Here is a 23,701-nt window from a genome sequence, read left to right on the forward strand (position 1 = left end):
CATCAAGACTTCGGTCAAGCGCTAAAGCATAGCAGTCAATACTAATATGGCCGTGGCCCGGCTCATGACCGTGATGCGAAGCTTATTCCCATGAAATTGGCAACGACCACGATCACCGGTGGCTGGTCTGTGTGTGGGGCCAGACATATTCAAGCCCATTAATGCTTGTGGTGTTCTGAAAAGAGGCAATGTAGATGCTTATCGACAGTTCAAGGAAGGATCGTTTCGTTGTTTCTCGACGGCGCACCGGTTTCGGTGATTGCCTGTGGTCCCTCGCGTCGGCTTGGGACTACGCACATCGAACGGGGCGAGCTTTAGCAATAGATTGGCGCGGCTCTTGTTACCTTGACAACCCTTTTTCGAATGCCTTTGCGGTTTTCTTCAAGCCAATTGAGGATATCGGTGGTGTACCGGTCATTTGCGATGACCAGATTAACAACGTCTCATTCCCTGGCCCCTTTTTCCCGTCGTGGTGGAACAAGCCATCCATCGACTGCGTGTACCGTCCGGATGAACAGATTTTCCAAGAACGTGACGAGCTAATCGATCTTTTACAGGCCCAAGATGATTGTGAAGCCGACACGGTAGTGTGTGATGCTTGCTTGATGTGGCGCTGCGATGAGAAGGCAGAGCGAACCATATTTCGAAGCATCACACCGAGGTTCGAAATTGAGAATCGCATTGAAGCGCTCTACCACGAACACTTTGACGGGTACAGCATTATTGGAGTCCATGTCCGCCACGGTAACGGCGAGGATATTATGGATCATGCACCTTTCTGGGCTGATCCGAAGGTTGCCTTGGAGCAGGTATGTACTGCCATTCGTATGGCCAAAGCGCAACCGCATCCGAGACCTGTAAGGGTGTTCTTGTGTTCGGACAGCGCCCAGGTTGTTGATCACTTGTCGGGCGTATTTCCCGAACTTTTCACCGTTCCAAAACGCTTCCAGGCGGATCAGTCCGGCCCCTTACACAGTGCAGCACTGGGCACCGACGGGGGTTTTTCCGCTCTCGTTGAAATGTATCTCCTCGGCAGGTGCGACACTGTAATTCGCTTTCCTCCGACTAGCGCCTTCACCCGCTATGCCCGCCTCTTCGTGCCACGCATTATTGAATTCGATTTGAATGACCCGCGTCGTTTGATCTTGATTGATAATTCTTCCGAACGCCCCCCGGCACCATGAAAGGGTTGGCATCCCACTCGAACTCTCCCTTGCCTTCGCGCAGAGGCCCCGTTGCCCTGCCCAAAGCGCCCCCTTTTCGCCACGCAATCCCGCCGCAGGCGAGCATCTTCTTGGGCGCGTCAAAATCAAAAAGGATTCAAGCTTGTCGCAGAGAAAAGTCGCTTTAATCACCGGGATTACGGGGCAAGACGGTTCCTACCTCGCAGAATTGCTTTTGGAAAAGGGCTATTCTGTGCATGGGATAAAAAGACGATCGTCTCTTTTTAATACGGGCCGTATCGACCATCTCTATCATGACCCTCATGAAAGTGGCGTTGATCTTACCCTTCACCACGGGGACTTGACAGATTCGTCCAGCCTTACGCGCGTCATACAACTGGTGCAGCCGAACGAAATTTACAATTTGGCAGCTCAGAGCCACGTGGCAGTCTCCTTTGAAGAACCAGAATACACCGCGAACTCCGATGCCTTGGGTGCGCTGCGTATCCTCGAGGCAATTCGGATCTTGGGGCTCGTCGAGCATACGCGCTACTACCAAGCCTCGACGTCTGAGCTCTACGGGCTGGTGCGGGAAACGCCACAGACCGAGACGACACCTTTCTACCCCCGATCACCCTACGCTGTTGCCAAATTGTATGCTCACTGGATCACCGTAAACTATCGAGAAGCTTACAATTTGTATGCGTGTAACGGCATTTTATTCAATCATGAGTCACCCGCGCGCGGAGAAACATTCGTAACACGCAAAATCACGCGCGCCCTGGCTCGGATCAAGCTTGGAATGCAGCAGACTCTATTCTTGGGCAACCTTAATGCGCGTCGCGATTGGGGGCACGCTCGAGACTACGTCCAGATGCAGTGGTTGATGCTGCAGCAGGAGCAACCTGAAGACTTTGTGATCGCTAGCGGTGAGCAACATTCGGTGCGCGAATTCGTCAACGTCGCGGCCGCTGAACTCGGCATCGGTGTTCGTTGGGTGGGGGAAGGGGTCGACGAAGAGGGGTACGATGCAAAGACGGGAGCTCTGATCGTAAAAGTAGATCCCCGTTATTTTCGTCCTGCCGAGGTCGAGACACTTCTCGGCGATGCCCGCAAGGCCAAAGAAAAACTTGGGTGGGAGCCCAAGATATCCTTCATCGAATTGGTTAGGGAGATGGTTCGGGAGGATTTGCACATGGCAGAGCGTGACGCAGTGCTGATGAAGCAGGGTTATTATTCACACAGTCCACAAGAGTTATGCTGACAACGGCCGCGCCATGCTGACTTATTGTCAGTGCCATGGTGGCCTTCTTACGGAGCGTCCAGAGCGTTATCAATGGAAAACAAAAAGATGAAGAAAGTCTACGTGGCAGGTCATCGCGGCCTTGTGGGATCCGCCACCATGAGAGCCCTCGAGGCGTTAGGATCCTATGAGATAATAACACGCACTCACGACGAACTGGATCTATTTGATCGGAGCGAGACGCGCAGCTTCTTCATGTCGCGGCGACCTGATTACGTCGTTATGTGCGCCGCGAAGGTTGGTGGTATACTGGCGAACGCTACCTCCCCTGTCGATTTCCTTCACAACAACCTCGCGATTCAAGTCAGTGTTTTTGATGCCGCTTACGCGTCCGGCGTCGAACGGATGATTTTTCTTGGCTCCTCGTGTATCTATCCACGCGACTGTCCACAGCCGATACGGGAGGAATACCTTCTCACCGGTCCGCTTGAAGCGACAAATCGTCCCTACGCTTTGGCAAAGATCGCCGGTGTTGAATCATGCTGGTCTTTCAACCGGCAGTACAAGGCGCGCTATCTCGCGTTGATGCCGACCAACTTATATGGTCCGGGCGATAATTATCACCCCGAAAATTGTCACGTTCTGCCTGCTCTGATACGCCGTTTTCATCAAGCTAAAGTAAACGGCGACACCTCGGTGGGGGTCTGGGGATCCGGAAAGCCTCGGCGAGAGTTTATGTATTCGTCGGATCTAGGTGATGCCATAGCGTTCCTGCTTGGCCTGCCAGATTCGGATTTTGACGCCTTGACAGCCGCCGACACTGCGCCCCTGATTAATGTTGGCGTTGGTGAGGATGTCACAATTCGCGAGGCAGCGGAACTCGTCAAGGCGGCAGTCTGCTGGGAGGGCAATCTGGTATTCGACTCGACGAAGCCAGACGGTACTCCGCGCAAGTTACTGGACGTAACGCGCTTGCGTAACCTTGGCTGGAAAGCCAAGACGTCTCTTGGTGCCGGGTTGCAAGCTACGTATGAGGATTTTCTTCGCCTTCATGGGGCTTGATGTGGATGCGTGCATCTTGGTTGGACTGCATGTCCGACCTGGTGCAAGCTTATTCAGTCAGGCGAAACAGAAGAGAGGGACACATACTCGGCAGGCATGCGCCATGATGCGGCCGTTTACAACCCATGCAGCAGCGGGTCTCGTTGAAGACGAAGCGGCTTGCCCTGTACCAACCGTTCGAGAGCGTCTGCAGAGCGCCAAGCTCGATTGGCATCGGCCCCAACGCGCTCATGATCATCGTGCCGCGCACGGCTTTTGCCTTTTGCCGCCAAGTGAAGCCGATCATCTGCGAGCGCTCGCCGCGACAATATTCCATTATGCGCATTCCGCATCGCCGACCTTGGTGCGGCCGGCGGGCGATGCTCCGCTCGGCGGGTTAGAGCCAGGTGCTGGCTCGAAACAGCAGCGCCTCTCGGAGTTGTTGAAAACCCCGCAAGTGAATTGCCCGTTTTCCTTTCGGCAATCGCTGTTGAGACGTCTGGGAATGACTCAAACGATTGCCCTTTTGGCTTCATGCAATGTCTCGCCCAATCCGACGAGACGGGCCGCGGCTTGACCCGTCGGCATGTCAATGACCGTGATTGCGCTTGCTGCAAGGAAGCGGCGCTCGTTCTTGGTCAGCGTCGCTGTATCCATTGCCGCAAAATGTGGGCCATTGGAGCGCTTCATGATCTGTCGGGCATAGGTGCGCAGCATCTGATCGTTGAAGCGGCAGCCGAGGAAGAAAAGACCACGGCTGGCTCGCCGTTCCTTCACAAGGTCAGGGATCGGCGTCTGGATATCGATTTCGCTCAGCACTTCGACATAGTCGGAATCTGCGACGAGGAAGTTTGCGGCCGGCCTGGCGCCGCCGTGGGGGGCGTAAAGAACCGTCTTCGCCGTCGGTGCGGATTCGAGTAATATCCCGGACAAATCGTAGGCTTTCGTCCAAATGTCGCCGGTCTCGTGCGCCCGTGGGACGCCTTGTATTTCAACGACGTCCGTTCGGCGGGCCTGTATTAGGGCCGCGCGCATGGCACCGTCGTACCAGCTGTCGATGATCACGGAGAGCGGCAGCGTTGCAAGCCAGGCATGGAAGACGGTCGGCAGCACCGGGACGGCGAATATTTCGGCCATCCAAACTTTAAGCGTGCGGCGGTGCCGGCGCTGTTCGATATACTGCGCAACCGACCACATGTTGGTGCGAATCTTCGAAGGGGCCGGCGTGCGCTTGTGGAGCGCTGCGGCAACGGCTTCGGGGGTATTCGGTACGAGCGGTTCGGCGGAGCTGGTCTCAAGCAGACCCGGCCCGAGATAGGGAATTACGTGATCGGCCGCGAGCGCTGCCTTCAAAAGGTCAAGTTGCCTTTCAGCAAAACTGTCCCGAATAACGACGAGGTGGCCCGAGGTCATCGTGTTCATGCTCGTATCCCTTTGCCGCTCTCTTTGTGTCAACCCGAAGATCAGCTCTCGTCGGGAATCTTCCTTGCCTCGACGGTGATCGGCAAAGGCGTTTCCCGCGGAAGGTCGGGCAGGACTAACCGCCAGCCATTCTTCAGCGTCACGACCCCGCCCCATAAGTGTTCGTTGTCGGCCTTGATGATCGGCTCTTCGAGATCCTTTTTGGGAACATACGCCGACAAGCCATCACCGGTCCTGCGGATCATTACCTTCATCCGGCCGTTCCTTCGTTAAAACCAGCACCGATTTCGGCACTGCAAGGAGTCCGAGCCGTCTCAAGGCTCATGAGTTCACGGGCACGCATGCCGACGACGGTGCCGCGATCGATCCATTCGACTGCATAGATGTAGAACTGCTGGAGAAAGGTGCCGATGTCGCGCACATAGCCCTCGTCGCCTTTGCGCACCAGGTTTTCACCGATCTCCTTGCCAGGATAGGTGCCGTCATTTTTTATATGGCGTGTGGCGCGGACCCGCTCACCCGGCGCGAATCGCGGAGGTGTACGGATTTCGATGTCCTGTTCGCGTTCGAGGCCCATGGCCGTTCCTTTCTCCCGTCTGCAGCTTTCCAACAGGAGGTCAATGATTCTGATGAGGCGCCTCGACCGTGTCGGTAGCCGAAATGGAGGTCAGGCGGGGACGCAAGTCTTCGACACCGGACACACCGAGGCGCATTGCTGCGTTTCGAAGGTGCCCTCGCATTCGGTGCACTTTTTCGGATCGATCACATAGGTCTCGCCCTTGAACTTGATCGCGCCGGAAGGGCATTCGAACTCGCAGGCGCCGCACTGGGTACATTGGGAAGCTATGATCTTAAAGGCCATTTTCATCTCCGGTTCGGTTAGAATGAGGCGGCTCAGGCCGTCGCAGCCAGTGGCTCGCTCCCAAACTCGGCGGCGTAAAGCGCGCCGATCGCGGTCTCGATGTAGTCATAGCCGTAAGCATCCGTTGCTCGGATCCCACTTTCCTTGAGTCGATCCTCGGGGCTATTTCCAATTCTCGCGCACAGCACGATGTCTACGCCTTCGAGCGTAGAGATGACGCCGTCGAGGCTCTTGTCCTCGGCCCGGCCGCCGAGGCAATACTGCTCGACTTTGCGATGACCCACGAAGCCGATCCCTTTCGGCGAGGCCTCATAAATCTGGAACTCCTTCGCATGGCCGAAATGCTCGTTGATGCGACCGCCTCCCTTGGTCGCCACCGCGACCAGAAGCGATTTGCCGGAGCCTGCGGTCTTGACCCTCCCGAGCGCCTCGCTCTTGGCCGCCATGCGATCGCCCCGCTCGCGCGCGACCACTGCCCGGTAGGTCTCGCGCTTGCTGGCGTCGTACGTGACCTTGTCGGGAAGCCGGTCGAGGGTGAATTCCTTGCCGCGATCCTCACCGAGCAGCCCGACAGCATCGGCCCGGCACTGCCGGCAATGGCGCATCAACTTGGCGCCGCCTTCGAGACGATCCTGAAGGGCCTTCAGCTCCATTGCCTTGGGGCCGCGCTGCCCGCTCAGGCCGTAATGCGTACCGTGCGCCGGGTCGGAAATCAGCGGCATGACATTGTGCAGGAACGCGCCGCGCTCCTTGACCCATTTATTCACCTCGATCAGGTGCTCATCGTTTACGCCGGGGATCATTACCGAGTTGATCTTGGTGAGGATGCCGCGCGCCGTCAGCATCTCCAGCCCCGACATCTGTCGTTCGTGCAGGATCGTGGCTGCCTCAACGCCCGTATAACGGCGGTTGTCATAGAAGATCCACGGATAGATCTCGGCACCGATCCGCGGATCGACCATGTTGATGGTGATCGTCACGTGATCGACATTCATTTCGGCAAGCTCGGCGACGCGGTCTGGCAGCGCGAGACCGTTGGTTGAGATGCACAGCTTGATGTCGGCGATTTCCTTGGCGACCCGTTCGAATGTGGCCTTTGTGTTCTTCCAGTCGTAACAGGCATCGCCCGGTCCGGCGATGCCAAGCACGGAAAGCTGCGGCACTTGGTTGGCAACCTCGATCGCCTTGCGCAGCGCCTGGTCGGGCGTCAGTCTTTCCGAGACGACCCCAGGCCGGCTTTCGTTGGCGCAGTCATATTTGCGATTGCAGTAGTTGCATTGAATATTGCAGGCCGGGGCGACCGCCACATGCATGCGCGCGAAGTAGTGGTGCGCTTCCTCTGAAAAGCAGGGATGATCCTTGATCTTCTCCCAGACAGCCGAGTCCATCTCGTGCGGCTTTGCGGAGGAGCCGCAGGATGAAGATGCGCAGCCACCGGATTTCGCTCTCGCCGGCGACTGATCGAAGACTGTCGTGCCGGAAAGGCCCTGTAGCGAAATCATCGGTGCAGACATCGAACGGCTCCGTGCGTGGTGTGAACATCGCACTTCAGAGCGCAAGAGATATGCCAACTCGAAAAGTGGTCTTTATCGTTATGTTGGCTTTTGCGTCGTGCCTTTTGTGTCCAATTGTGTCTGTTTCCTGCGACACATCTTGTCAGGTCGCCGACAACGTCAAAAAAGGTACCGTCTTGTCTCAGTTATGCCCAGTGCGGGAAGCAACCGCGCAACCACGTTCGATGTCATCAGGGACGTTTAGAACTTCTTCACTCCGATACGATGCCGGCGCAAAGCATAGCCGACCTGCCGCGGCGTGAGACCGAGAACACGAGCCGCCTTGGCCTGTACCCAGCCGGCCCTCTCCATCGCATCAATCAGCCGGTCGCGTTCCGTCAGACGCGGGTTCATTGCAGGACAAACGGGATGGTGGGGGTCGCAGGTCTCGCCGGGCGATGCCTCATTCTGTGAGGCGCCGACCCGCATGGGAGACGGCCGCGATCCAGCCGGCATCACATTGGCACGTGGGAACTCGTCGACGGCATAGCCGCCATGCGAACGGCCGACTCCTTTCCACAGAAGCGCAGACAAGCACTGGCTGTTCTTGCAGGCGAAATCCGACGCAGTTATTGTCGTTGAACGCGCAAGTGTGGCCGTCCGTCTCACACAATTCTCCAACTCACGCACGTTGCCAGGGAAATAGCATTGCGACATTAGGTCAAGCGCCGACGGCGTGAATGCAAGATCGCGATGGTTCTCCTTGTTGAATCGCTCGAGGAGAGCTTTCGCAAGGCGTGGAATATCGCCCGGCCGTTCTCTGAGGGGAGGCAGGACTATTGGCACCACATTGATGCGGTAATAAAGGTCAGCCCTGAACTCTCCATTCCGGACAGCCGTCTCGAGGTCCTTGTTGGTGGCGCATATGAGCCGCACGTCAACTTTGAGGGTCCTGGTGCCGCCCACTCGCTCCAGTTCTCCTTCCTGCAAGACGCGCAACAGCTTGGCTTGAAAGGCAGGCGAAATCTCGCCGATTTCATCAAGCAGCAGGGTTCCGCCATTCGCCAATTCGAACCGGCCAGCGCGCTGCAGGATAGCCCCGGTGAAGGCGCCTTTCTCGTGGCCAAAGAGCTCTGATTCCAAAACGCTTTCGGGCAGTGCGGCGCAGTTCAATTTGACGAAGGATTTGTCCTTCCGATGTGAAAGCTTATGGATAGCCTGTGCAAAGAACTCCTTGCCGGTACCGCTTTCGCCTCGCAGAAGCACGGTGGAATTGGTCCTGGCCACGACCGAGACGATATCGAGGACTTGCTTGAGGGCGGGACTTTCTCCGATAATTCCGTCGATCTTGACATGCGGATGTCGGGCCGGATGGGTCCTGTCCTCGTCGAGCGACTGCTCTGGTCTCGGTTGCTTTTCCACAAGTCGCTGACGACATGTGCTCAAAGTGCGATGGAGGCGGATGGTCCGGCCGACCAGATTGGCGACCATGGCCAGGAAGCTTAAGTCCTCCTCGTAGTGGAACCTGGTGGTACCGTTCCTGACGCGGTCGATCGACAGCGTCCCGAAGATCTTTTCCTCAGCCTTTAGCGGGACACCGATAAAGGCAGTTGCGATCGTGCCGCTGTTCGATCGAGGATCAGCCTGAAATAGCTCGGACGTGCTTGTGTCTTGTATGACGATCGGCAATCCGGTAGCGACGATTTTGTCTATTACGGCCTGGGGAATGACGCTGCCGGCGGCTGATTGAGGCACAGTGCCGCCGGTAGTTGCGCTAATCTGCGGCTCTCCTTCAGCGTCCAGGACGACGATTGCGCCATGACGCATTTGCACAAACGAGGAGAGGATATTCGCGACATTGGCAAGCGTAATCTCCAGCTGGGCCGGGGCAGTCAGAATCTTCGATATCTCGTAGATTCCCCTGAGCAAGCTGTCCGCATTGCTCACCGCTTCGACCGCAGGTTCGGGCGGGGTGTTCCGAGATGCGATTTCACCGACCTGATCTGGAAGCATGTGAGCCATGCAAACACCTCAAGGATTGTCCAAGGTGCTCCGCCCAAGCCCTTTTTTTGTATTTTGAGTTCCAGAAACTTTTTTTCAGCTTTTCGGTAATTGTGAACACTATTGACGGTATTAACCGCAATTGCGAGCCTCTCATTTCTCGCTCTGCGCCAGTCATCCGAACTTGAAGAGAACGCCGAAGCCGCCGCGCGGGTAATTCCACACGATCTCACCGCTGGCCTCGCACAGCACGCGACAGGTGCCGCATTCCATGCAGCCGTCGGGAGTGGTCTCCACCTGTCCCTTGTCGTTCAACTCATAGCACTTAGCCGGGCAGATGTGTGTCAGCGCGAGCAGGTTCGCGCTCGGCCTCTCGTGCGGTCGCACTTTGATATGCGGGCGGCCCGGATCGACCAAATAACGGTTCTGATAAAGCTTCTCCTCGACGCGTAACTTCGTCACGGCCATCGTCATTCTGTTTCTCCTTCAGCGCCACGCCAGTGCCAGGCGGACCACATCGCTGATCAGCCCCCAGCGCGAACGCGCCTTGATGAAGGCAGCAGTGGTCGCCTTTTCCTTCTCGATTTTCGGGGTTCCGTCGACCCGCATGAAGTTCTGCGCGGCCTGCGACATCAACTGCGGGTAAGTCATGAAGAAATTGCGGGAATTGGTGTGTATCAGGTCCGGCATGTCCTTATATTTCATCAAGTCTTTGACTACGAAGGACTTGTCCAACATGGTCTTGTAAAGGGCGAGATTCCTCCTGATCATCGGCTGGTTGCGGCCCTTGATCTCAATGATTGCCTCGCCCGCGATGCGACCTGAAGTCATGGCCAGGTTCGAACCCTCGCGGTGAATGGCGTTGTTCAGTTGGGCGGCATCGCCGACCGCGACCCAACCGTCACCGAAGAGCTGCGGAATGGCCTTGTAGCCACCTTCGGGAATGAGATGCGCGGAATACTCCTTGACTTCCGAGCCCGCGATCAGCGGCCGAATCGAAGGATGGTGCTTAAAGGCGTCGAGGAGGACGTAAGGGCTCTCCCTTGTCTGGGCGAAATCGGAGACGAGGCAGCCAATGCCGAGAGAGATCGACTCCTTGTTGGTGTAGAGGAATGCAAGTCCGGCCATGCTGCGAGAGATCGTGCCCGCCGCTTCGATCACGCAGCCTTCGTCGCCCTGGAGGCCGAACCGCTGCTCAATGACCTCGTCGGGTAGGAAATGCATTTCCTTGACAGCGAGCGCCACGCTTTCTGGCTTCGGCATCTTGCGCAGGCCGGCCCGTGTACCGAGCAGTCCGTTGACACCTTCTGCGAGCACGACGACGTTCGCATAGATCGGCCCGCCAGCCCGGTCGGTGCGCACGCCGATCACCTTACCTTTGGCATTGCGGACGAGTTCGGTCACCGTCGTCTCGCACAGAACCGTCGCGCCGGCCTCGCGCACCTTGCGCGAAAACCACTTGTCGAATTGGGCACGGATGATGGTGTAGCGATTGGGCCTCGCCTCGTTGAAATCATCCGATCGATACTGCATCCCGGTGTGGGAGGTGTCGTCCATCACCCAGAATCGCTGCTCGACCAGATGCCGCTCGAGAGGCGCATCATTCCGGAAATCCGGGATGATTTGCTCCAACATGTCGGCATACATGATGGCGCCCTGGACATTCTTGGAGCCCGGATACTCGCCGCGCTCTAACTGCAGCACTGCCAGGCCCTGGCTTGCCATAGTATAGGCGGCCGCGTTTCCGGACATACCGGCCCCGACGACGATGGCGTCGAATTCTTCCTCGATCATGGCCGTCTCCCTTAGCTCGCAAGCTTGTCGTGACTGTGCGGCGACAGCCGCCGGGTGAAGGCGTCCGTCAATGCCGGCAGGAAACGGATCGCATCAGTGACGATGCCGAGGTGGGCAAAGTCGAAGATCGGGGCGTTCGGGTCGGTGTTGATGGCTACGACCAAATCAGACCCCTCCACGCCAACCCGATGCTGAATGGCGCCGGAAATCCCGGCCGCTATGTAAAGCTTTGGCCGGATGGTCTTGCCCGTTTGGCCAACCTGCCGATCAGCCGGCATCCAGCCCTTCTGGACCAGCGGGCGCGAACAGCCATATTCGGCGCCGATTGCCCGCGCTAGATTCTTCACAAGCTGCAAATTTTCCGCCGAGCCGAGGCCCAGGCCTCCGGCAACCACGATGTCGGCGTAGGCGAGATTTGCCTTTGCCGATTGGCGATCGAGGTTGAAGCCAAGGACTTTGGTGATGATCTCTTCCTCGGTCATCGACAGCTTGTGCCGGATGACACGCCCAACCGGCTTATCCGCCCGCGGTGGCATGGCCATAACTCTGGGTCGTACGGTGGCCATCTGCGGCCGGTAGTTGAGCGTATAGATCGTGCATAGCAAGGAACCGCCGAAAGTCGGACGGGTCGCGGCGAGCGAACCGTCCACATCCACATCGAGTTCGGTACAGTCGGCAGTAAGCCCTGTCAGCAAGGTCGTCGCTACTGAGCCAGCGAGATCCCTGCCGAGCGTGGTCGCACCGAGAAGCAGGATCTCCGGTTTGTGGGTATTGACCAGATCCGTCATCGCCTTGGTGAAAGGCTCGTTGCGATAGTCGGCAAGCAGCGGTGCTTCGACAAGGTAGACAAGGTCGGCGCCGTAAGCGAAGGCCTCGGCAACGGCATGCTGGGTGGCCTCACCCGGCGGTCCGAGCACGATGCCCGCAAGCTGGATGCCAAGCTTGTCGGCGAGCTTGCGGCCTTCGCCAAGCAGTTCGAAGGACACGGGATGGACCTCGCCGCGTTCCAGTTCGATGAAAACCCAGACGTGCCGATAGTCCCTAAAGTGCTCAGGCAATTCCCTCTTGATGCCGGCACGGCCGGCGGAAGGAGGGGCTTCGCGGTTCGCGTTCGACATCGTCTCTCCTTGCCGTCCCGTCACTGGCCGCCGTCAAAGGCGAGTTCGTGTTCGAGCGCTGGCTGGCGGGTGAAGATTGCGGCGATCAGTTCGTCAGCGGCGTCATGCTGTGTCTTGTCGGTCATGTCGATTTGCGTCGCCTTTTCCGCCCGCGTCGTAGGGGCGAAAACGCGCTTGACGACCGTCGGCGAGCCGCGCAGGCCGCATTTGTTGAGGTCCTCAATGCCAGCTTCGGCCGCGCTCCACTTCACGATCTGGCTACGCGCGGCGCGCATGGCGTCGTCGAGCGAGCCCCTGCGGATTTCGTTGGTGCCTTCCAGCATTGTGATGAGGCAAGGCAGTCTGCTTTTCAGCATCTGCGTACCGCCTTCGGAACGGCGGTTGACGGTGATCTCGCGCGCATCGAGATCGATAGAGGCGATCTTCGCCACATAGGTGAACTGCAACAGGCCGAGGCGCTTGGCGATGCCGGGCCCGACTTGGGCGGTATCGCCGTCAATCGTCTGCTTGCCGGCGAAGACGATGTCCGGCGCGCCGAAGGTCTCGCCAATTCTCACGATTGCCCGAGAAAGCGCGAAGGAGGTCGCTAAAGTATCGGAGCCGGCAAAACAGCGGTCGGTCAACAGGACCGCGCGGTCGGCGCCATAGGTGAGCGCCTTGCGCAGCGCATCTTCTGCCATCGGCGGACCCATCGTAAGCACGGTGACCTCGCCGCCATGGGCGCCGCGCAATCTAAGTGCCTCTTCGAGGGCGAACAGGTCGTAAGGGTTGATGATGGTCGGTACGCCCTGGCGCATGATCGTGTTCGTCACCGGGTGGACACGTATCTGCGCGGAGTCCGGCACCTGCTTGATACAGATTACAATGTGCATTGCATCTCTCTCGGCTCCAATCCGCAAGCGCCCGTGGCGTTCATCTCCTTCTCAGCATCATTCGTGCCAACCCTCTTGCGTTGCTCTGTTCCCTTTGACATGGGGTTGTTTTCTTCCGAAGGTGCCGTCGTGATGACCGGACTTGTCGGCTTTTCGACATTGTCGCGTCGCAACCGTGTCGCGCTCAGTCTGTCTCGAACCGCCTCAGGATCGAATCGAACGGGACAAAGGTGTGGTCCCGAACGGCCGGTTTGTCCGGATCGTGCTCTTTGAGCACCTTGAAGACCCGGTGCGTGAGGGGCGAGGATGTCGCGAAATCCTCATAGGCGCGTTCCAACGTCGCACGCGCCCGCGCGGCGATCACCCCGTCGGGAAGGCCGGCGAAATCCTCTTCAGCGAGGTATTGGCCCATGCGCTTCATGATATGCAGGCGTGAGACATTGAGCACCTTCGGATCATAAGAGATGCCAAGGACTGCGAAGAACTCCTCCGCAGCCGACAGGCTCATCAGCCGGGCGAGGATGTCGGTGACATCGATGGCACAGCTTTCAGCGAAACAACTGCGCATTGCATCCTCCTTGGCCCGAAACGGTGCTCGGGGGTTGCGTCGTCGCCCGGAGCTGGAGCTGATTGAAGTCCTTTCGCCTGGCTGGCGAAGACGGGGAAAGGTCATGCAGCTTCTTAACGATCCCGGGCATGACCTCGAGCACCCGGTCGACGTCCTCCTCGCCGTTGTTGCGCGAAAAGGAGAAACGGATTGCGCCGTGTGCCGCGCTATTGGGGATATTCATCGCCACCAAGACATGGCTCGGCTCCAGCGAGCCGGAGGCGCAAGCAGAGCCGGAGGAGCAGGCGATGCCCTCGCGATTGAGGAAATGCAGTATGCCCTCACCTTCGATATGTCCAAAGGCGATGTTTGCGGTGTTCGGCAACCGCTTTAGTAGGTCGCCGGCCACGAAGGCGTGTGGGATGCGCTGGAGAAGTTCTTTCTCCAAGCGGTCGCGCAACGCCTTTACCCGTGTGTTCGCGTCGTCCATGAATTTCAAGGCAAGTTCGGCTGCCATGCCGAGACCGACGATGCCTGGCGTATTCTCCGTGCCCGCGCGGCGGTTGCCCTCCTGGCGCCCCCCCTTGATCAGCGGACAGAAGCGCACGCCGCGCTTTGCATAAAGTGCGCCGACCCCTTTCGGTCCGTGTAATTTGTGACCGGAGAGAGACAGCATATCGATTGCCGTCGATTTCAAGTCGATCGCAAGCTTGCCGACCGCTTGCACCGCGTCGGTATGGAAAAGGGCGCCGACTTCCTTGGCCAACTCAGCAAGCTCGGGCACCGGGAAGATCGTTCCGGTCTCGTTGTTCGCCGACATGATCGAGACGATCGCCACGCGCGGGGTGAGGGCGGCCTTATAGGTGTCGAGGTCGATCCTGCCGTGGCGATCCACCGGGATCCTATGCACCTTTATGCCGCGCGCCTTTTCAAGGTGGGCGCAAAGCGTCAGCACGGCCGAATGCTCGACTGCGGAAGTCACGATCTCAGTGCGCTCAGGCATCACCTCGAGCGCCGAAAGGATCGCCGTGTTGTCGCTTTCCGTCCCGCCCGAGGTGAAGGTGATTTCGTCGTCGAACTCCGCGCCGATCAGCGTTTGCACCTGCAGGCGCGTCTTTCTCACCGCCGCCCCGGCGGAAGCGCCAAAATCGTGGTTCGACGACGGGTTGCCGTAATGGTCCGTAAAAAACGGCAGCATCGCTTGAACGACTTCAGGATCGACCCGTGTCGTTGCGTTGTTGTCCAGATAAACAGGCCTCATGGATGTGATCCTTCTCCTGAGCGCAATCACGCAAAAGCGCACGCCCGGTCTGTCATGATGATGGCTAGCCAAAGGAGTTGCCGCGGCCACATTCGGCCCGCGCTTCTTGGACCCAGCGCGGCCGCTCGCCTCGACTTGATGCGCCAGCCTTGCGCCGGCCCGGGAAAGCGCGGTCTTTAGGCCACGGCGTTTTCGGTGCGCTGGATCATGGACTGTTTCTCCTTCAGGCCGGGGCGCGTTCTCGAACAGCTACGCATGGACCGTGCCAAAGAAGGAAATCATTTCAAAACAACAGATGTCTTCAACACTGCTATGTCGCATGTCCGACATCGGCCTGAATTGTTCAACGCGGAACGCCGTTGAATCGGCGTGAATTCCGCTTCGCGTGAGGAGCAATCCTACGTCGTTCGCCCAGGGTGCCCGCGCGATCGATGCGTCCTGTCGGGTTTGTCGGGTTCGCGACGCGGCACTGTTCCGCCCCGTTGCCTGCTGAGATCTCGTTTGTCATTGAGGAATATGCAGAAAATCCTTCTGAGCGTCTTCTGTGCCTTTGGCACGGCTATTGCGGTTCTATCCTCGTAAGAGCGGCGCGTGCTCGCAGCCGATATTCATCTCGCGGGTGACATCGCGATCGATGGAACGAAGGAAAGAAAGAAAGCAACATGCCAGGTCCAGATCAGCTACCCGCATTCCGCATGTTTTCGTCCTCACGCAGACCTTCCATTTCAGCTTTCTTGAGACCGAGCGTCCTGCTGCGCTCGTACAAAGCCAAGCGTCGTTTTCACATCGATCTGCGCGGCGCCGCCTTTCGCGACGTTTTCGCCTTCACCATGCGCCACTGGAGCAGGCAGCCGGTCCGGCTCGCGATCATTATGATCGCGGTGCTTGTCGCAACGCTCCTTGACGTCCTGACGCCGTTCTATTCCGGACGGCTCGTAGACGCGGTCGCCCAAGGGGCGGCAGCAGAGGCCGTCGTGTGGGATGCGGCTCTTGCGGCCTTTTCAATGTTGATTGCTCTCACACTCGGCGCCGTCGTCTTGCGCAACGTCGCCTTCATTGCCGTCAATGACTTCATTCTGAAGATGATGTCGGACATCGCCTGCGACGCGTTCCATCGCGTCCAGCGCTTTTCGACCAATTGGCATGCGAAAACCTTCGCCGGCTCGACGGTGCGCAAGATCACGCGCGGCATGTGGGCGCTCTGCCTCCTCAACGACACGATGCTTTTTGCGTTGTTCCCCTCGCTCATCATGCTCGTAGGGTCGAGCGTCCTGCTCGGCTGGTATTGGCCAATGATGGGGCTGATCATCGCCTGCGGCTCGGTTGGCTATGTGGCGCTGATCATTATCCTGTCGCTTGGCTATGTGGCGCCAGCGGCAAGCCTTGCCAACGACTGGGATACGAGGCTTGGGGGCTCGCTTGCTGACGCGATCAGCTGTAACGCCGTGGTCAAAGGCTTCGGCGCCGAGGTGCGGGAAGATTATCGCCTCGCGAAAGTCATCTCTAAGTGGCGGCACCGCACCCGCCGGACCTGGGTGCGCGGGACAACCAGTGCTGCATTCCAAGGAATCATGCTTCTTGCGATGAGAGCGGCTTTGATCGGCTATGCCTTATTTTTGTGGTCGCGCGGCCAGGCTACCCCAGGTGACATCGCCTTGGTGCTCGCGTCTTTCACCGTCCTGTATGGCTACTTGCGTGATGTTTCCATACACGTGCGCAACATCCAGCGCTCTGTAAATGAGATGGAAGAACTGGTCAAAACCTACAGCCAGCCGCCCGACGTGGCCGATGTTGCCGGCGCCAAGCCGATCCGGATCACGAAGGGTCACATCGATTTTGAGAGCGTCCATTTCCACTACGGCAATCATTGGTCGCCATTTTACAGCGACTTGTCGATTTCGATTGAGGCCGGCGCACGGGTCGGTCTGGTCGGCCCCTCTGGCTCCGGCAAGACCACCTTCGTCAAGCTCATCCAGCGGCTTTACGACCTGGATGCTGGACGAATCTTGATCGATGGGCAGGACATCTCGCGGGTGACGCAGGCCTCGCTGCGCTCGCAGATTGCGATCGTACAGCAGGAGCCACTTCTGTTCCACCGCTCGCTGGCCGAGAACATAGCCTATGGGCGGCCAGGTGCTTCTCGGACCGACATTGAGCAGGCGGCGCGGCTCGCCAGCGCGCATGACTTCATTGCGCGCCTGCCGAACGGCTACGGTACGCTGGTCGGCGAACGCGGCGTGAAGCTTTCAGGCGGCGAGCGCCAGCGTGTGGCGATAGCGCGCGCCTTTCTCGCCGATGCCCCGATCCTGATTCTGGACGAGGCGACATCGAGCCTCGACTCGGAATCGGAGGTACTGATCCAGAAGGCAATGGAGCGGCTCATGGTCGGGCGCACCACGCTCGTCATTGCGCACCGGCTCTCGACGGTGCGCGAACTCGACCGGCTGCTTGTCTTCGACCGTGGTTGCATCACCGAGCAGGGCGACCACGCCGCGCTGATCCGTCGCGACGGCATCTACCGCCGCCTGTTCGAGCGGCAGGCCTTGGAGCTGACAAAGGGGTGGGGTGGGACCGATGTGCAACGCGGTTGAACACGGCGTAGATTCAGCTCGCCTCCCCAGCAATCCTGTCGGGCCGTTCCTGAAAAGGCGGCCGCAACCTGTCGTCGGGTTTGTCCAATCCACGACACGCCTGGTGCCGGCCTGTCTTCCTGCCGCGCTCTCGAGCAAACCAATGAATGGGATGAAGACAATTTTTTATGAGCTGCGTCCTGCGTTCCCGGCACGGCGCTTGAGGCTTCAACCTGAGGCGGCCGCCGCCGCGCGATCATTTAGATCTTGGTTGATGCGATCAATGAAGCGAAGGAAAGCAACGCGCCGGGTCCGCGCCAGATCCGCGTTCTCTGGCAGAGAGGTGTCGCCAAATCGACGCCCTCCCAGCATGCGCGCACGGCCCGCGTCGACATGGGGCACTGATCGTGATTGTCGGCTGCGACCCACCGCTCTTATGCCGAACTCGAAGGTGCAGGATACGGACCTGCGTCTCGCAGCGCGGGATTGCATAAGCTGGCTGTAGCGTCTCCTATGCACCATCGCCATCATCGGTTCGGCTTCGAGACGTTCCGGAAACTCGCCGAGGCCGGCACGCCGGCGATGCGGTCGCGGCCATAGAAGCGCGTCCGACATGGCGCGGGGGTAAGAAAACCGGCTTGCGAGGAAGGGGATCATGTCAGACCTTGAGCTGTTGCAGAAGAAGGTCCGCAAGCTGCAGTCGCGCGCGGGAGCCGCCAAGATCGAATTGCACGACCTTGCCAAGGACCTGCGGGTCAACTGGACCGAGATCAAGGCGGTCGCCAGGGAAACCTTCGAGATTTTTGCCGAGCTGGATGCGGCAAAGGAAGAACTCGCGGCGTTGGAGAATTTACAATGACGAGCGCTTTTGTCACCCGCGACGGCTCGCCATGGACGCCGCACTATCTGACGGCGATCAATAGCGCGACCTGCATCGGCTGCGGGCGCTGCTTCAAGGTCTGCTCGCGCGAGGTCATGCACCTTCATGGCGTCGACGACGCAGGCGAAATCCTCGGCATCTGCGCGGGCGAGGACGACGACTTCGATGGCGAGCTCAACCGCATGGTCATGATCGTCGACCATGCCGGCCACTGCATCGGCTGCGGCGCCTGCGGCCGCGTCTGCGCCAAGAACTGCCAGACCCACCTTGCGGCCGACAAGCTTGCTGCATGAGCTGGGGACGAGACCAGGAGAACGGCGCCACAGTCGCCCATCACCGTGTCTGTTTCAGCACCAGCCAATGGCCGCCGACAGACCTGGCGGCGGCGTTCGACCGGCATGCGCTTGCCTGTGTTGTTTACCTCGCGTTCGAGGAGGTCGGGGCCGGCAAGGCGACCGCGACCGAAGCAACCGGCCTTTCGCGTGCCGACCTGCGAGATGTCATGACACACTATTTCCCGGCTGTGCCCGTCACCGCCTTGGCGCTGGAAAAGCTGACCGATCCCGAGCCGGATATGGAGGAAGGGCTTCTGCGCGGCCTGCTCATTGGGCATGCCAGGCCAGACGATCCGGCGAGCATCCTCTTCGCCAAGATCATCGCCAGGCGTAGCTTGCGCAATGACCATCTGTGGCAGGACCTTGGCCTTTTCAATCGGGCCGAACTCAGCCGCTTGATCGCCAGGCATTTCCCGGCGCTGGCGGCCGGCAACACCAAAAACATGAAATGGAAGAAGTATTTCTATCGTAAGCTCTGCGAAGATGAAGGCTTTTCGTTATGCACCGCGCCCAGTTGCCAGGAATGCCGCGATTTCGAAAGCTGTTTTGGCCCGGAGGAAGGCGAAAGCCACTTGGCCCGGATCAAGAACGGGTTCGCTTTGGATTAAGAGCCGCTCTCGTCGGCGCCGCCGCCCTGGCTTGATTGGCATCGAAGCCGCACGCGCTTTTCCCGGCGACGGCGCGCGGAGGACGGGATGTTCAGCGCCTCACGATATTTCGCAACTGTTCGGCGAGCAATGTCGATCCCGGTTTCCTTGAGCCGGGTGGCGATGTCGTCGTCGGAAAGCACTTCGTCGGGCGATTCCACGGCAACCATCGCCTTGATTTGATGGCGGACGGCTTCAGCGGAGTACGCGTCGCCGCCTTCGGAGGAGCCGATCGCGACAGTGAAAAAATACTTCAGTTCGAACACGCCGCGCGGGGTCAGCATGTACTTGTTCGACGTCACCCGGCTTACCGTCGACTGGTGCACGTTGATCGCCTCCGCGACAGTCCTGAGATTGAGAGGCCGCAGGTGGGCGACCCCATGTTCAAAAAAGGCGTCCTGCTGGCGGATGATTTCAGCCGCTACCTTGAGGATCGTCTTGGCGCGCTGATCAAGGCTGCGGATTAGCCAGTTCGCGTTTTGGAGGCACTCGTTGAGAAATGACTGGTCTTTCGAATTTTGGGCGCTTAGGCGTGAGACCTCGGCAAAATAGTTTTGGTTCATCAGCAGCCTGGGCAGCGTGTCTGGATTGAGTTCGATTTGCCACCCACCTCCGGGCGAGGGCAGGACCAAGACGTCGGGTATGATCGATTCAGGCCCTCCGGATTGGAAGCGATTTCCAGGCTTGGGATCGAGCGCGCGGATTTCTTGCAACATGTCGAGAAGGTCGTCTTCATCGACACCGCAATGGCGCTTCAATGTTTGAAAATCGCGTCGCGCTAGCGCTTCAAGATTGGCGACGAGCGCTGCCATCGCCGGGTCGAACCTATTCAGCTGCCGCAACTGTATCTCAAGGCATTCGCTGAGAGTGCGCGCAAAAATACCCGGTGGATCGAACTGCTGTAAGGTTCCAAGAACTTGTTCCACAACAGCCTCCCGGACATTCAGGCTGCGGGCCAGTTCCGAAAGGTTCACCGGAAGGTATCCGGTGTCTTCCAGATGACCGGCAAGTTCGCCAGCTATTCGCCGCTCCAGCGGCGCGAATGCGCTGAGAGCGATCTGACGAGCGACATGGTCGTGCAATGTTTCGATGGAGGTGCAGGAATCTTCGAAAGCATGGTTTCCCGCCGGTTGGACATTGTTTTTGCCGCGGATTGATTTCCACTGCGAGGCCCGATCCGATGCTCCGCCCGTGGTCGGCCCGATGCGCGGGTTCCCGGCCGAAATCGACGGAATGTCCTTCGGCGCCCGGTTTGATGCCCGTTCCAGAAAGGGGTTCTTCTCGATTTCTTGCTCGACGAACTGATGCAGTTCGGGATGCGCCAGTTGCAACAGGCGAATGGATTCCATCATTTGCGGCGTCAAAACCAACGATTGCTTCTGACGCTGAAGCAGGCTTGCTGAGGACTCCATGGTTAGCGTGAAACTCCTACCGAGCGATCCTTCGCCTTGTGCAAGGGGATTTTCGAGACGTTGACTCGTCTAGATCATGCCGCCGTCACGGCTTCAGCGGCTTTCAGCGTTTCAAGGACGTTCTGCGGCGACGATACGCCATAGGGATCGGTCTCGCAGTTGTCGCAGAAACCGTCCTCCTCGAACCACCGCTCCACTAGGCCATTATTGATCACGGCAGCGTAGCGCCAGGAGCGCATGCCGAAGCCGAGATTGTCCTTGGCAACCAGCATGCCCATCTTGCGGGTGAACTCGCCCGAGCCGTCTGGGATGAGCTGGACTTTCTGCAGCCCCAGGGCCTTGCCCCAGGCATTCATGACGAAGGCATCGTTGACCGAAACGCAGTAGATCGCGTCAATTCCCTCCTTCTGGAACTCGTCGTAGAGCATTTCGAAATCGGGCAACTGGAAGGTCGAGCAGGTCGGGGTGAACGCACCGGGCAGCGAGAACAGGATGATGCGCTTGCCGTTGAAACAGTCGTCGGATGTCTTGTCTTCCCAGCGGTACGGGTTTGGCCCCTCGATGGACTCATCGCGAACACGCGTGCGAAAGGTGACGAAAGGAACCTTTTTTTTGACGGTCATCAATGTGCTCCTGGAGGAAGACTGGTCCGCTGCTTTTTTGGTTGAAACTGACACGGCATCGACCTCGGCCGGCAATTCGGCCGAGCGCCGCGCGTTTTGTGTCGGCCTTGGATCAGCCATGGCAAAACCGCTCGCAAGCGTGGGCGTTTGAAGAAACGAGGTCTCGATTTGCGGCGGCAACGAGAACGGTTTCACTACGCGCTTGTACGGGACGTCGCGATGTCTGCAATGGTCTTGCTCCCGGCCACCTTGTGATGGGTTCTACCGAGTCCGACGCAAGCGCCATGCCATTTGATTTAGGCAGAGGTTCACACTGATTTTTTTGCAGCGACACTCTTTGCCTTGAGCGGCCAGGACCATGCCTTCGCCGAGGTCGAGCGCGCCCATAATCACCTGATCGTGAGCTCTGGGCAGAGGGCATCCCCTTTATGCGTTTCAATCCGCGAACCTCTTTGTCCGAAGCTGGACAAAAATGTCGGAAGTCGGACCGGAAGGTCGCCGGGTCGCACAGAAAATAGGTGGCTCGTATTCGGCGCGGTCGGGGCTAACCTGACGAGGGTCCCTCCGGCCTCCGGCCTACGCGCTTCGGCCTATCGACGCCCCCAGACAGCTTCGAAGTCGACGATGGGTAAAAAAGCCAGCACGTCCATTGGCAAACTGGCCATGTGCATCTTCCTGAACTGCGCTTGCGTGAGGCGGGCACGGTCCCAAGTGACGGAAAACCGCCTTGTGCTCTCGGAGCATTTGAAGCTGCCGCGACTTTGCTGTCGGGTATGTCAGGTCCGCGACACGGCTGTGCTCCGCCAGGCTTGCGGCTGCGCATTCGTTCAAGCTGTTGAATGATACGCAGAAAATCTCCTGCAAGGCTCTTTCCGCGCCGTTGGCACGACTTTTGAAGCTGTGTTGTTGAGACGGCAGGAGATACCGACTGGCGTCCATTCGTGAGTGAAATCGCGCTCAATGCAATGAAGGAAGACAACATGTCAGGCCAGCGTCAGTTCAAATTCTATCCGAAACGGGCATTGCCTTTGGAATGCAATATCGACCGGCGTGGCTTGCGTCACCATCACAATCGCCCGGCACCGGCCAATGGCCACCGATCGACCTGGAGATACGATTCGACCAGCATGTGCTTGTCCCTGTCCTCTCGCCGGCGCTCGAGGAGACCGGCGAGCGCGTCGGCGGCCAAGCGGCCTTTCGCGTGCCGCGCTGCGGATATCCTCGATGAGATGACTGACCCCGAACCGCTTTGGAGCAAGAGCTTCATTCCGGCTCGCAACTCGAAGCTGGAAAACGCCGCGTCTCCGACGATTTCGCTCGTCGGCTCTTTGGCGGCCAGACAGCGGTCTGGCCAAGAGGGTTACAAGTTGCCGGATGGCCAAGATGCAATGCCGCGCAGCCTGGTTGGTGGTTAGACGGCAGAAAAAGTCCAATGGCGCTCAACCAGGTTCCGGATCATGTCCCGCCCGAAATGGTGGGGGACTTCAGCCTGTTCACGTCGCCTGGCATGCTGCCGACGCCCGACGGGGACCCGCAGGCCGCTACTGCTTGCGTTCATGCCGGGCCACCGATCTTTTATTCCCCCTTTAACACACGCGATGGCCGAGGCACCTGAGGCTGCGCTGCGCAGTGCGTATTGGCCCGATGCGCATGACAATCACGGTGCCTATTGCGGCTCAGCCGAGGGCTTTTTTGAGGTTGCGTTTGGTCTCTTCAAGACCGGACCGCGCTTAATCCACCAGATCACGAACGTATTGATCGAATTCATCGACCCGGCGGAGGCCGTGGTCGAAAGCTATTTCACCGCGCTCCAACGCGGACCAGACAACGACGGAGAAGCACGCCAGGTGCTCCTGTGCGGCCGTTACTGCGATCTGTTTCAGAAGAGGGAAGGGGCGTGGCGCATTGCCGAACGGACCGTCGTTTACGATTGGATCGAAGAGCAGACCCCACCAGCGGTCCCCGAGGCAGAACGGTTCGGCTTACGGCAACCGATCGGAGCAGCGCATCCCAATGACCCGGTTTACGCGCTCAAGAAGCGCCGCAGCTCGTCATCAAGATGAAAATGCAATGCTGACACCACAATGCTTTCCAAGGCTCCCACTGAAGAGCCGCATCGCGGGAGCGGTCCTGGAACGCAACACGTCTACCGGTATGGAAACTTGCGGTCACCAGGACGTCTTGCAATGCCGCGACCGGCTAGCTCGCGTCGCTGACGCTGGCTGCGGAGAGGTTCATGTGGAGCGGGCAGGACGGGTCGTCATCATTACTGGAGCGGCAGGCGGGATCGGCCGCCGAACGATAGGCAGCTCTGCGCAAGATGGTCGATTACGTCGCCGCCGGATCGATACCTCGGCCCACCCGCAATCGGCACAAAGAAGGCTTGATTGGCCACTTTGTGTAAACGAGGAAACGCC

General features: G+C 58.8%; 25 protein-coding genes and 1 pseudogene. 11 read left to right on the plus strand and 15 right to left on the minus strand.

Features of this window, described 5'->3' with window-relative positions:
* Positions 1–194 precede the first annotated feature (194 nt).
* The 3 genes from AC0L2H_RS28470 to AC0L2H_RS28480 all read left to right on the plus strand — a co-directional run bounded on the left by AC0L2H_RS28470 (position 195) and on the right by AC0L2H_RS28480 (position 3,468).
* Complete coding sequence (locus AC0L2H_RS28470) at positions 195–1,184, plus strand: nodulation protein NodZ (RefSeq protein WP_019863275.1); 990 nt, start codon at positions 195–197, stop codon at positions 1,182–1,184.
* Between the two features lie 142 nt (positions 1,185–1,326).
* Positions 1,327–2,427: a GDP-mannose 4,6-dehydratase gene (gmd, locus tag AC0L2H_RS28475; protein WP_019863276.1), complete on the plus strand. Its 1,101-nt coding sequence runs from the start codon at positions 1,327–1,329 to the stop codon at positions 2,425–2,427.
* A 72-nt stretch (positions 2,428–2,499) separates the two neighbouring features.
* Positions 2,500–3,468 carry a GDP-L-fucose synthase family protein gene (locus AC0L2H_RS28480; protein ID WP_019863277.1) on the plus strand — a complete coding sequence of 323 codons (969 nt, stop codon included), beginning with the start codon at positions 2,500–2,502 and terminating at the stop codon, positions 3,466–3,468.
* A gap of 49 nt (positions 3,469–3,517) precedes the next feature.
* On the opposite strand, the gene AC0L2H_RS28485 is transcribed toward AC0L2H_RS28480, so the two are convergent.
* From AC0L2H_RS28485 to nifS, 13 genes are all read right to left on the minus strand, one after another.
* A complete protein-coding gene (locus AC0L2H_RS28485) occupies positions 3,518–3,754 on the minus strand; it encodes a hypothetical protein (RefSeq protein WP_155249157.1) in 237 nt (78 codons plus the stop codon).
* 203 nt (positions 3,755–3,957) lie between these two features.
* A complete protein-coding gene (locus AC0L2H_RS28490) occupies positions 3,958–4,869 on the minus strand; it encodes an SIR2 family NAD-dependent protein deacylase (protein WP_019863279.1) in 912 nt (303 codons plus the stop codon).
* Positions 4,870–4,910: 41 nt separating this feature from the next.
* Complete coding sequence (gene nifT, locus AC0L2H_RS28495) at positions 4,911–5,123, minus strand: putative nitrogen fixation protein NifT (RefSeq protein ID WP_019863280.1); 213 nt, start codon at positions 5,121–5,123, stop codon at positions 4,911–4,913.
* Complete coding sequence (locus AC0L2H_RS28500) at positions 5,120–5,446, minus strand: nitrogen fixation protein NifZ (RefSeq protein WP_019863281.1); 327 nt, start codon at positions 5,444–5,446, stop codon at positions 5,120–5,122. Before AC0L2H_RS28500 ends, nifT begins: the two co-directional genes overlap by 4 nt.
* Before the next feature lie 90 nt (positions 5,447–5,536).
* Positions 5,537–5,737, minus strand: coding sequence for a 4Fe-4S binding protein (locus AC0L2H_RS28505; RefSeq protein WP_019863282.1), 201 nt, complete (start codon positions 5,735–5,737; stop codon positions 5,537–5,539).
* Between the two features lie 26 nt (positions 5,738–5,763).
* The gene (gene nifB, locus AC0L2H_RS28510) at positions 5,764–7,245 is read right to left on the minus strand and encodes a nitrogenase cofactor biosynthesis protein NifB (protein WP_019863283.1); all 1,482 of its coding nucleotides are present in this window, start codon (positions 7,243–7,245) and stop codon (positions 5,764–5,766) included.
* 240 nt (positions 7,246–7,485) lie between these two features.
* On the minus strand, positions 7,486–9,246 hold the full coding sequence (nifA, locus tag AC0L2H_RS28515) for a nif-specific transcriptional activator NifA (protein WP_019863284.1): 1,761 nt from the start codon (positions 9,244–9,246) through the stop codon (positions 7,486–7,488).
* A 153-nt stretch (positions 9,247–9,399) separates the two neighbouring features.
* Positions 9,400–9,699, minus strand: a complete 300-nt coding sequence (locus tag AC0L2H_RS28520) for a ferredoxin family protein (RefSeq protein ID WP_019863285.1) — start codon at positions 9,697–9,699, stop codon at positions 9,400–9,402.
* A 12-nt stretch (positions 9,700–9,711) separates the two neighbouring features.
* A complete protein-coding gene (locus tag AC0L2H_RS28525; protein ID WP_019863286.1) occupies positions 9,712–11,019 on the minus strand; it encodes an FAD-dependent oxidoreductase in 1,308 nt (435 codons plus the stop codon).
* An 11-nt stretch (positions 11,020–11,030) separates the two neighbouring features.
* The gene (locus AC0L2H_RS28530) at positions 11,031–12,137 is read right to left on the minus strand and encodes an electron transfer flavoprotein subunit alpha/FixB family protein (RefSeq protein ID WP_019863287.1); all 1,107 of its coding nucleotides are present in this window, start codon (positions 12,135–12,137) and stop codon (positions 11,031–11,033) included.
* 20 nt (positions 12,138–12,157) lie between these two features.
* Positions 12,158–13,009, minus strand: coding sequence for an electron transfer flavoprotein subunit beta/FixA family protein (locus AC0L2H_RS28535; RefSeq protein ID WP_019863288.1), 852 nt, complete (start codon positions 13,007–13,009; stop codon positions 12,158–12,160).
* Between the two features lie 184 nt (positions 13,010–13,193).
* The gene (gene nifW, locus AC0L2H_RS28540) at positions 13,194–13,577 is read right to left on the minus strand and encodes a nitrogenase stabilizing/protective protein NifW (RefSeq protein WP_019863289.1); all 384 of its coding nucleotides are present in this window, start codon (positions 13,575–13,577) and stop codon (positions 13,194–13,196) included.
* Positions 13,558–14,817 carry a cysteine desulfurase NifS gene (gene nifS / locus AC0L2H_RS28545; protein WP_155249158.1) on the minus strand — a complete coding sequence of 420 codons (1,260 nt, stop codon included), beginning with the start codon at positions 14,815–14,817 and terminating at the stop codon, positions 13,558–13,560. The genes nifW and nifS overlap by 20 nt, the downstream gene beginning before the upstream one ends.
* A 695-nt stretch (positions 14,818–15,512) precedes the next feature.
* On the opposite strand from nifS, the gene AC0L2H_RS28550 reads away from it, so the two are divergent.
* The 4 genes from AC0L2H_RS28550 (at position 15,513) to AC0L2H_RS28565 (ending at position 19,210) form a co-directional block, all read left to right on the plus strand.
* Complete coding sequence (locus tag AC0L2H_RS28550) at positions 15,513–17,408, plus strand: ABC transporter ATP-binding protein (RefSeq protein WP_019863291.1); 1,896 nt, start codon at positions 15,513–15,515, stop codon at positions 17,406–17,408.
* 634 nt (positions 17,409–18,042) lie between these two features.
* A complete protein-coding gene (locus tag AC0L2H_RS28555) occupies positions 18,043–18,246 on the plus strand; it encodes a CCE_0567 family metalloprotein (protein ID WP_019863293.1) in 204 nt (67 codons plus the stop codon).
* A complete protein-coding gene (gene fdxB, locus AC0L2H_RS28560; RefSeq protein WP_019863294.1) occupies positions 18,243–18,560 on the plus strand; it encodes a ferredoxin III, nif-specific in 318 nt (105 codons plus the stop codon). The genes AC0L2H_RS28555 and fdxB overlap by 4 nt, the downstream gene beginning before the upstream one ends.
* Positions 18,557–19,210 (plus strand): nitrogen fixation protein NifQ, encoded by a 654-nt coding sequence (locus tag AC0L2H_RS28565; RefSeq protein WP_019863295.1) that lies wholly within the window; start codon positions 18,557–18,559, stop codon positions 19,208–19,210. The genes fdxB and AC0L2H_RS28565 overlap by 4 nt, the downstream gene beginning before the upstream one ends.
* On the opposite strand, the gene rpoN is transcribed toward AC0L2H_RS28565, so the two are convergent.
* Positions 19,207–20,661: an RNA polymerase factor sigma-54 gene (gene rpoN / locus AC0L2H_RS28570; RefSeq protein WP_019863296.1), complete on the minus strand. Its 1,455-nt coding sequence runs from the start codon at positions 20,659–20,661 to the stop codon at positions 19,207–19,209. The genes AC0L2H_RS28565 and rpoN overlap by 4 nt on opposite strands.
* A gap of 74 nt (positions 20,662–20,735) precedes the next feature.
* Complete coding sequence (locus tag AC0L2H_RS28575; RefSeq protein ID WP_027047771.1) at positions 20,736–21,284, minus strand: peroxiredoxin; 549 nt, start codon at positions 21,282–21,284, stop codon at positions 20,736–20,738.
* Here AC0L2H_RS28575 and AC0L2H_RS28580 point away from each other — a divergent pair.
* The 4 genes and pseudogenes from AC0L2H_RS28580 to AC0L2H_RS28595 all read left to right on the plus strand — a co-directional run bounded on the left by AC0L2H_RS28580 (position 21,274) and on the right by AC0L2H_RS28595 (position 23,347).
* Positions 21,274–21,435 (plus strand): hypothetical protein, encoded by a 162-nt coding sequence (locus tag AC0L2H_RS28580; RefSeq protein ID WP_155249159.1) that lies wholly within the window; start codon positions 21,274–21,276, stop codon positions 21,433–21,435. The genes AC0L2H_RS28575 and AC0L2H_RS28580 overlap by 11 nt on opposite strands.
* Positions 21,436–22,225: 790 nt before the next feature.
* Positions 22,226–22,699: a hypothetical protein gene (locus AC0L2H_RS28585; protein WP_155249160.1), complete on the plus strand. Its 474-nt coding sequence runs from the start codon at positions 22,226–22,228 to the stop codon at positions 22,697–22,699.
* 17 nt (positions 22,700–22,716) lie between these two features.
* Positions 22,717–22,896, plus strand: a pseudogene (locus AC0L2H_RS28590) (cytochrome P450); the annotation flags it as partial.
* Positions 22,883–23,347 carry a nuclear transport factor 2 family protein gene (locus tag AC0L2H_RS28595; protein ID WP_019863299.1) on the plus strand — a complete coding sequence of 155 codons (465 nt, stop codon included), beginning with the start codon at positions 22,883–22,885 and terminating at the stop codon, positions 23,345–23,347. The pseudogene AC0L2H_RS28590 and the gene AC0L2H_RS28595, both read left to right, overlap by 14 nt.
* The last annotated feature ends 354 nt before the right edge of the window (positions 23,348–23,701 follow it).

This window comes from Mesorhizobium sp. WSM4871 (assembly GCF_055811295.1).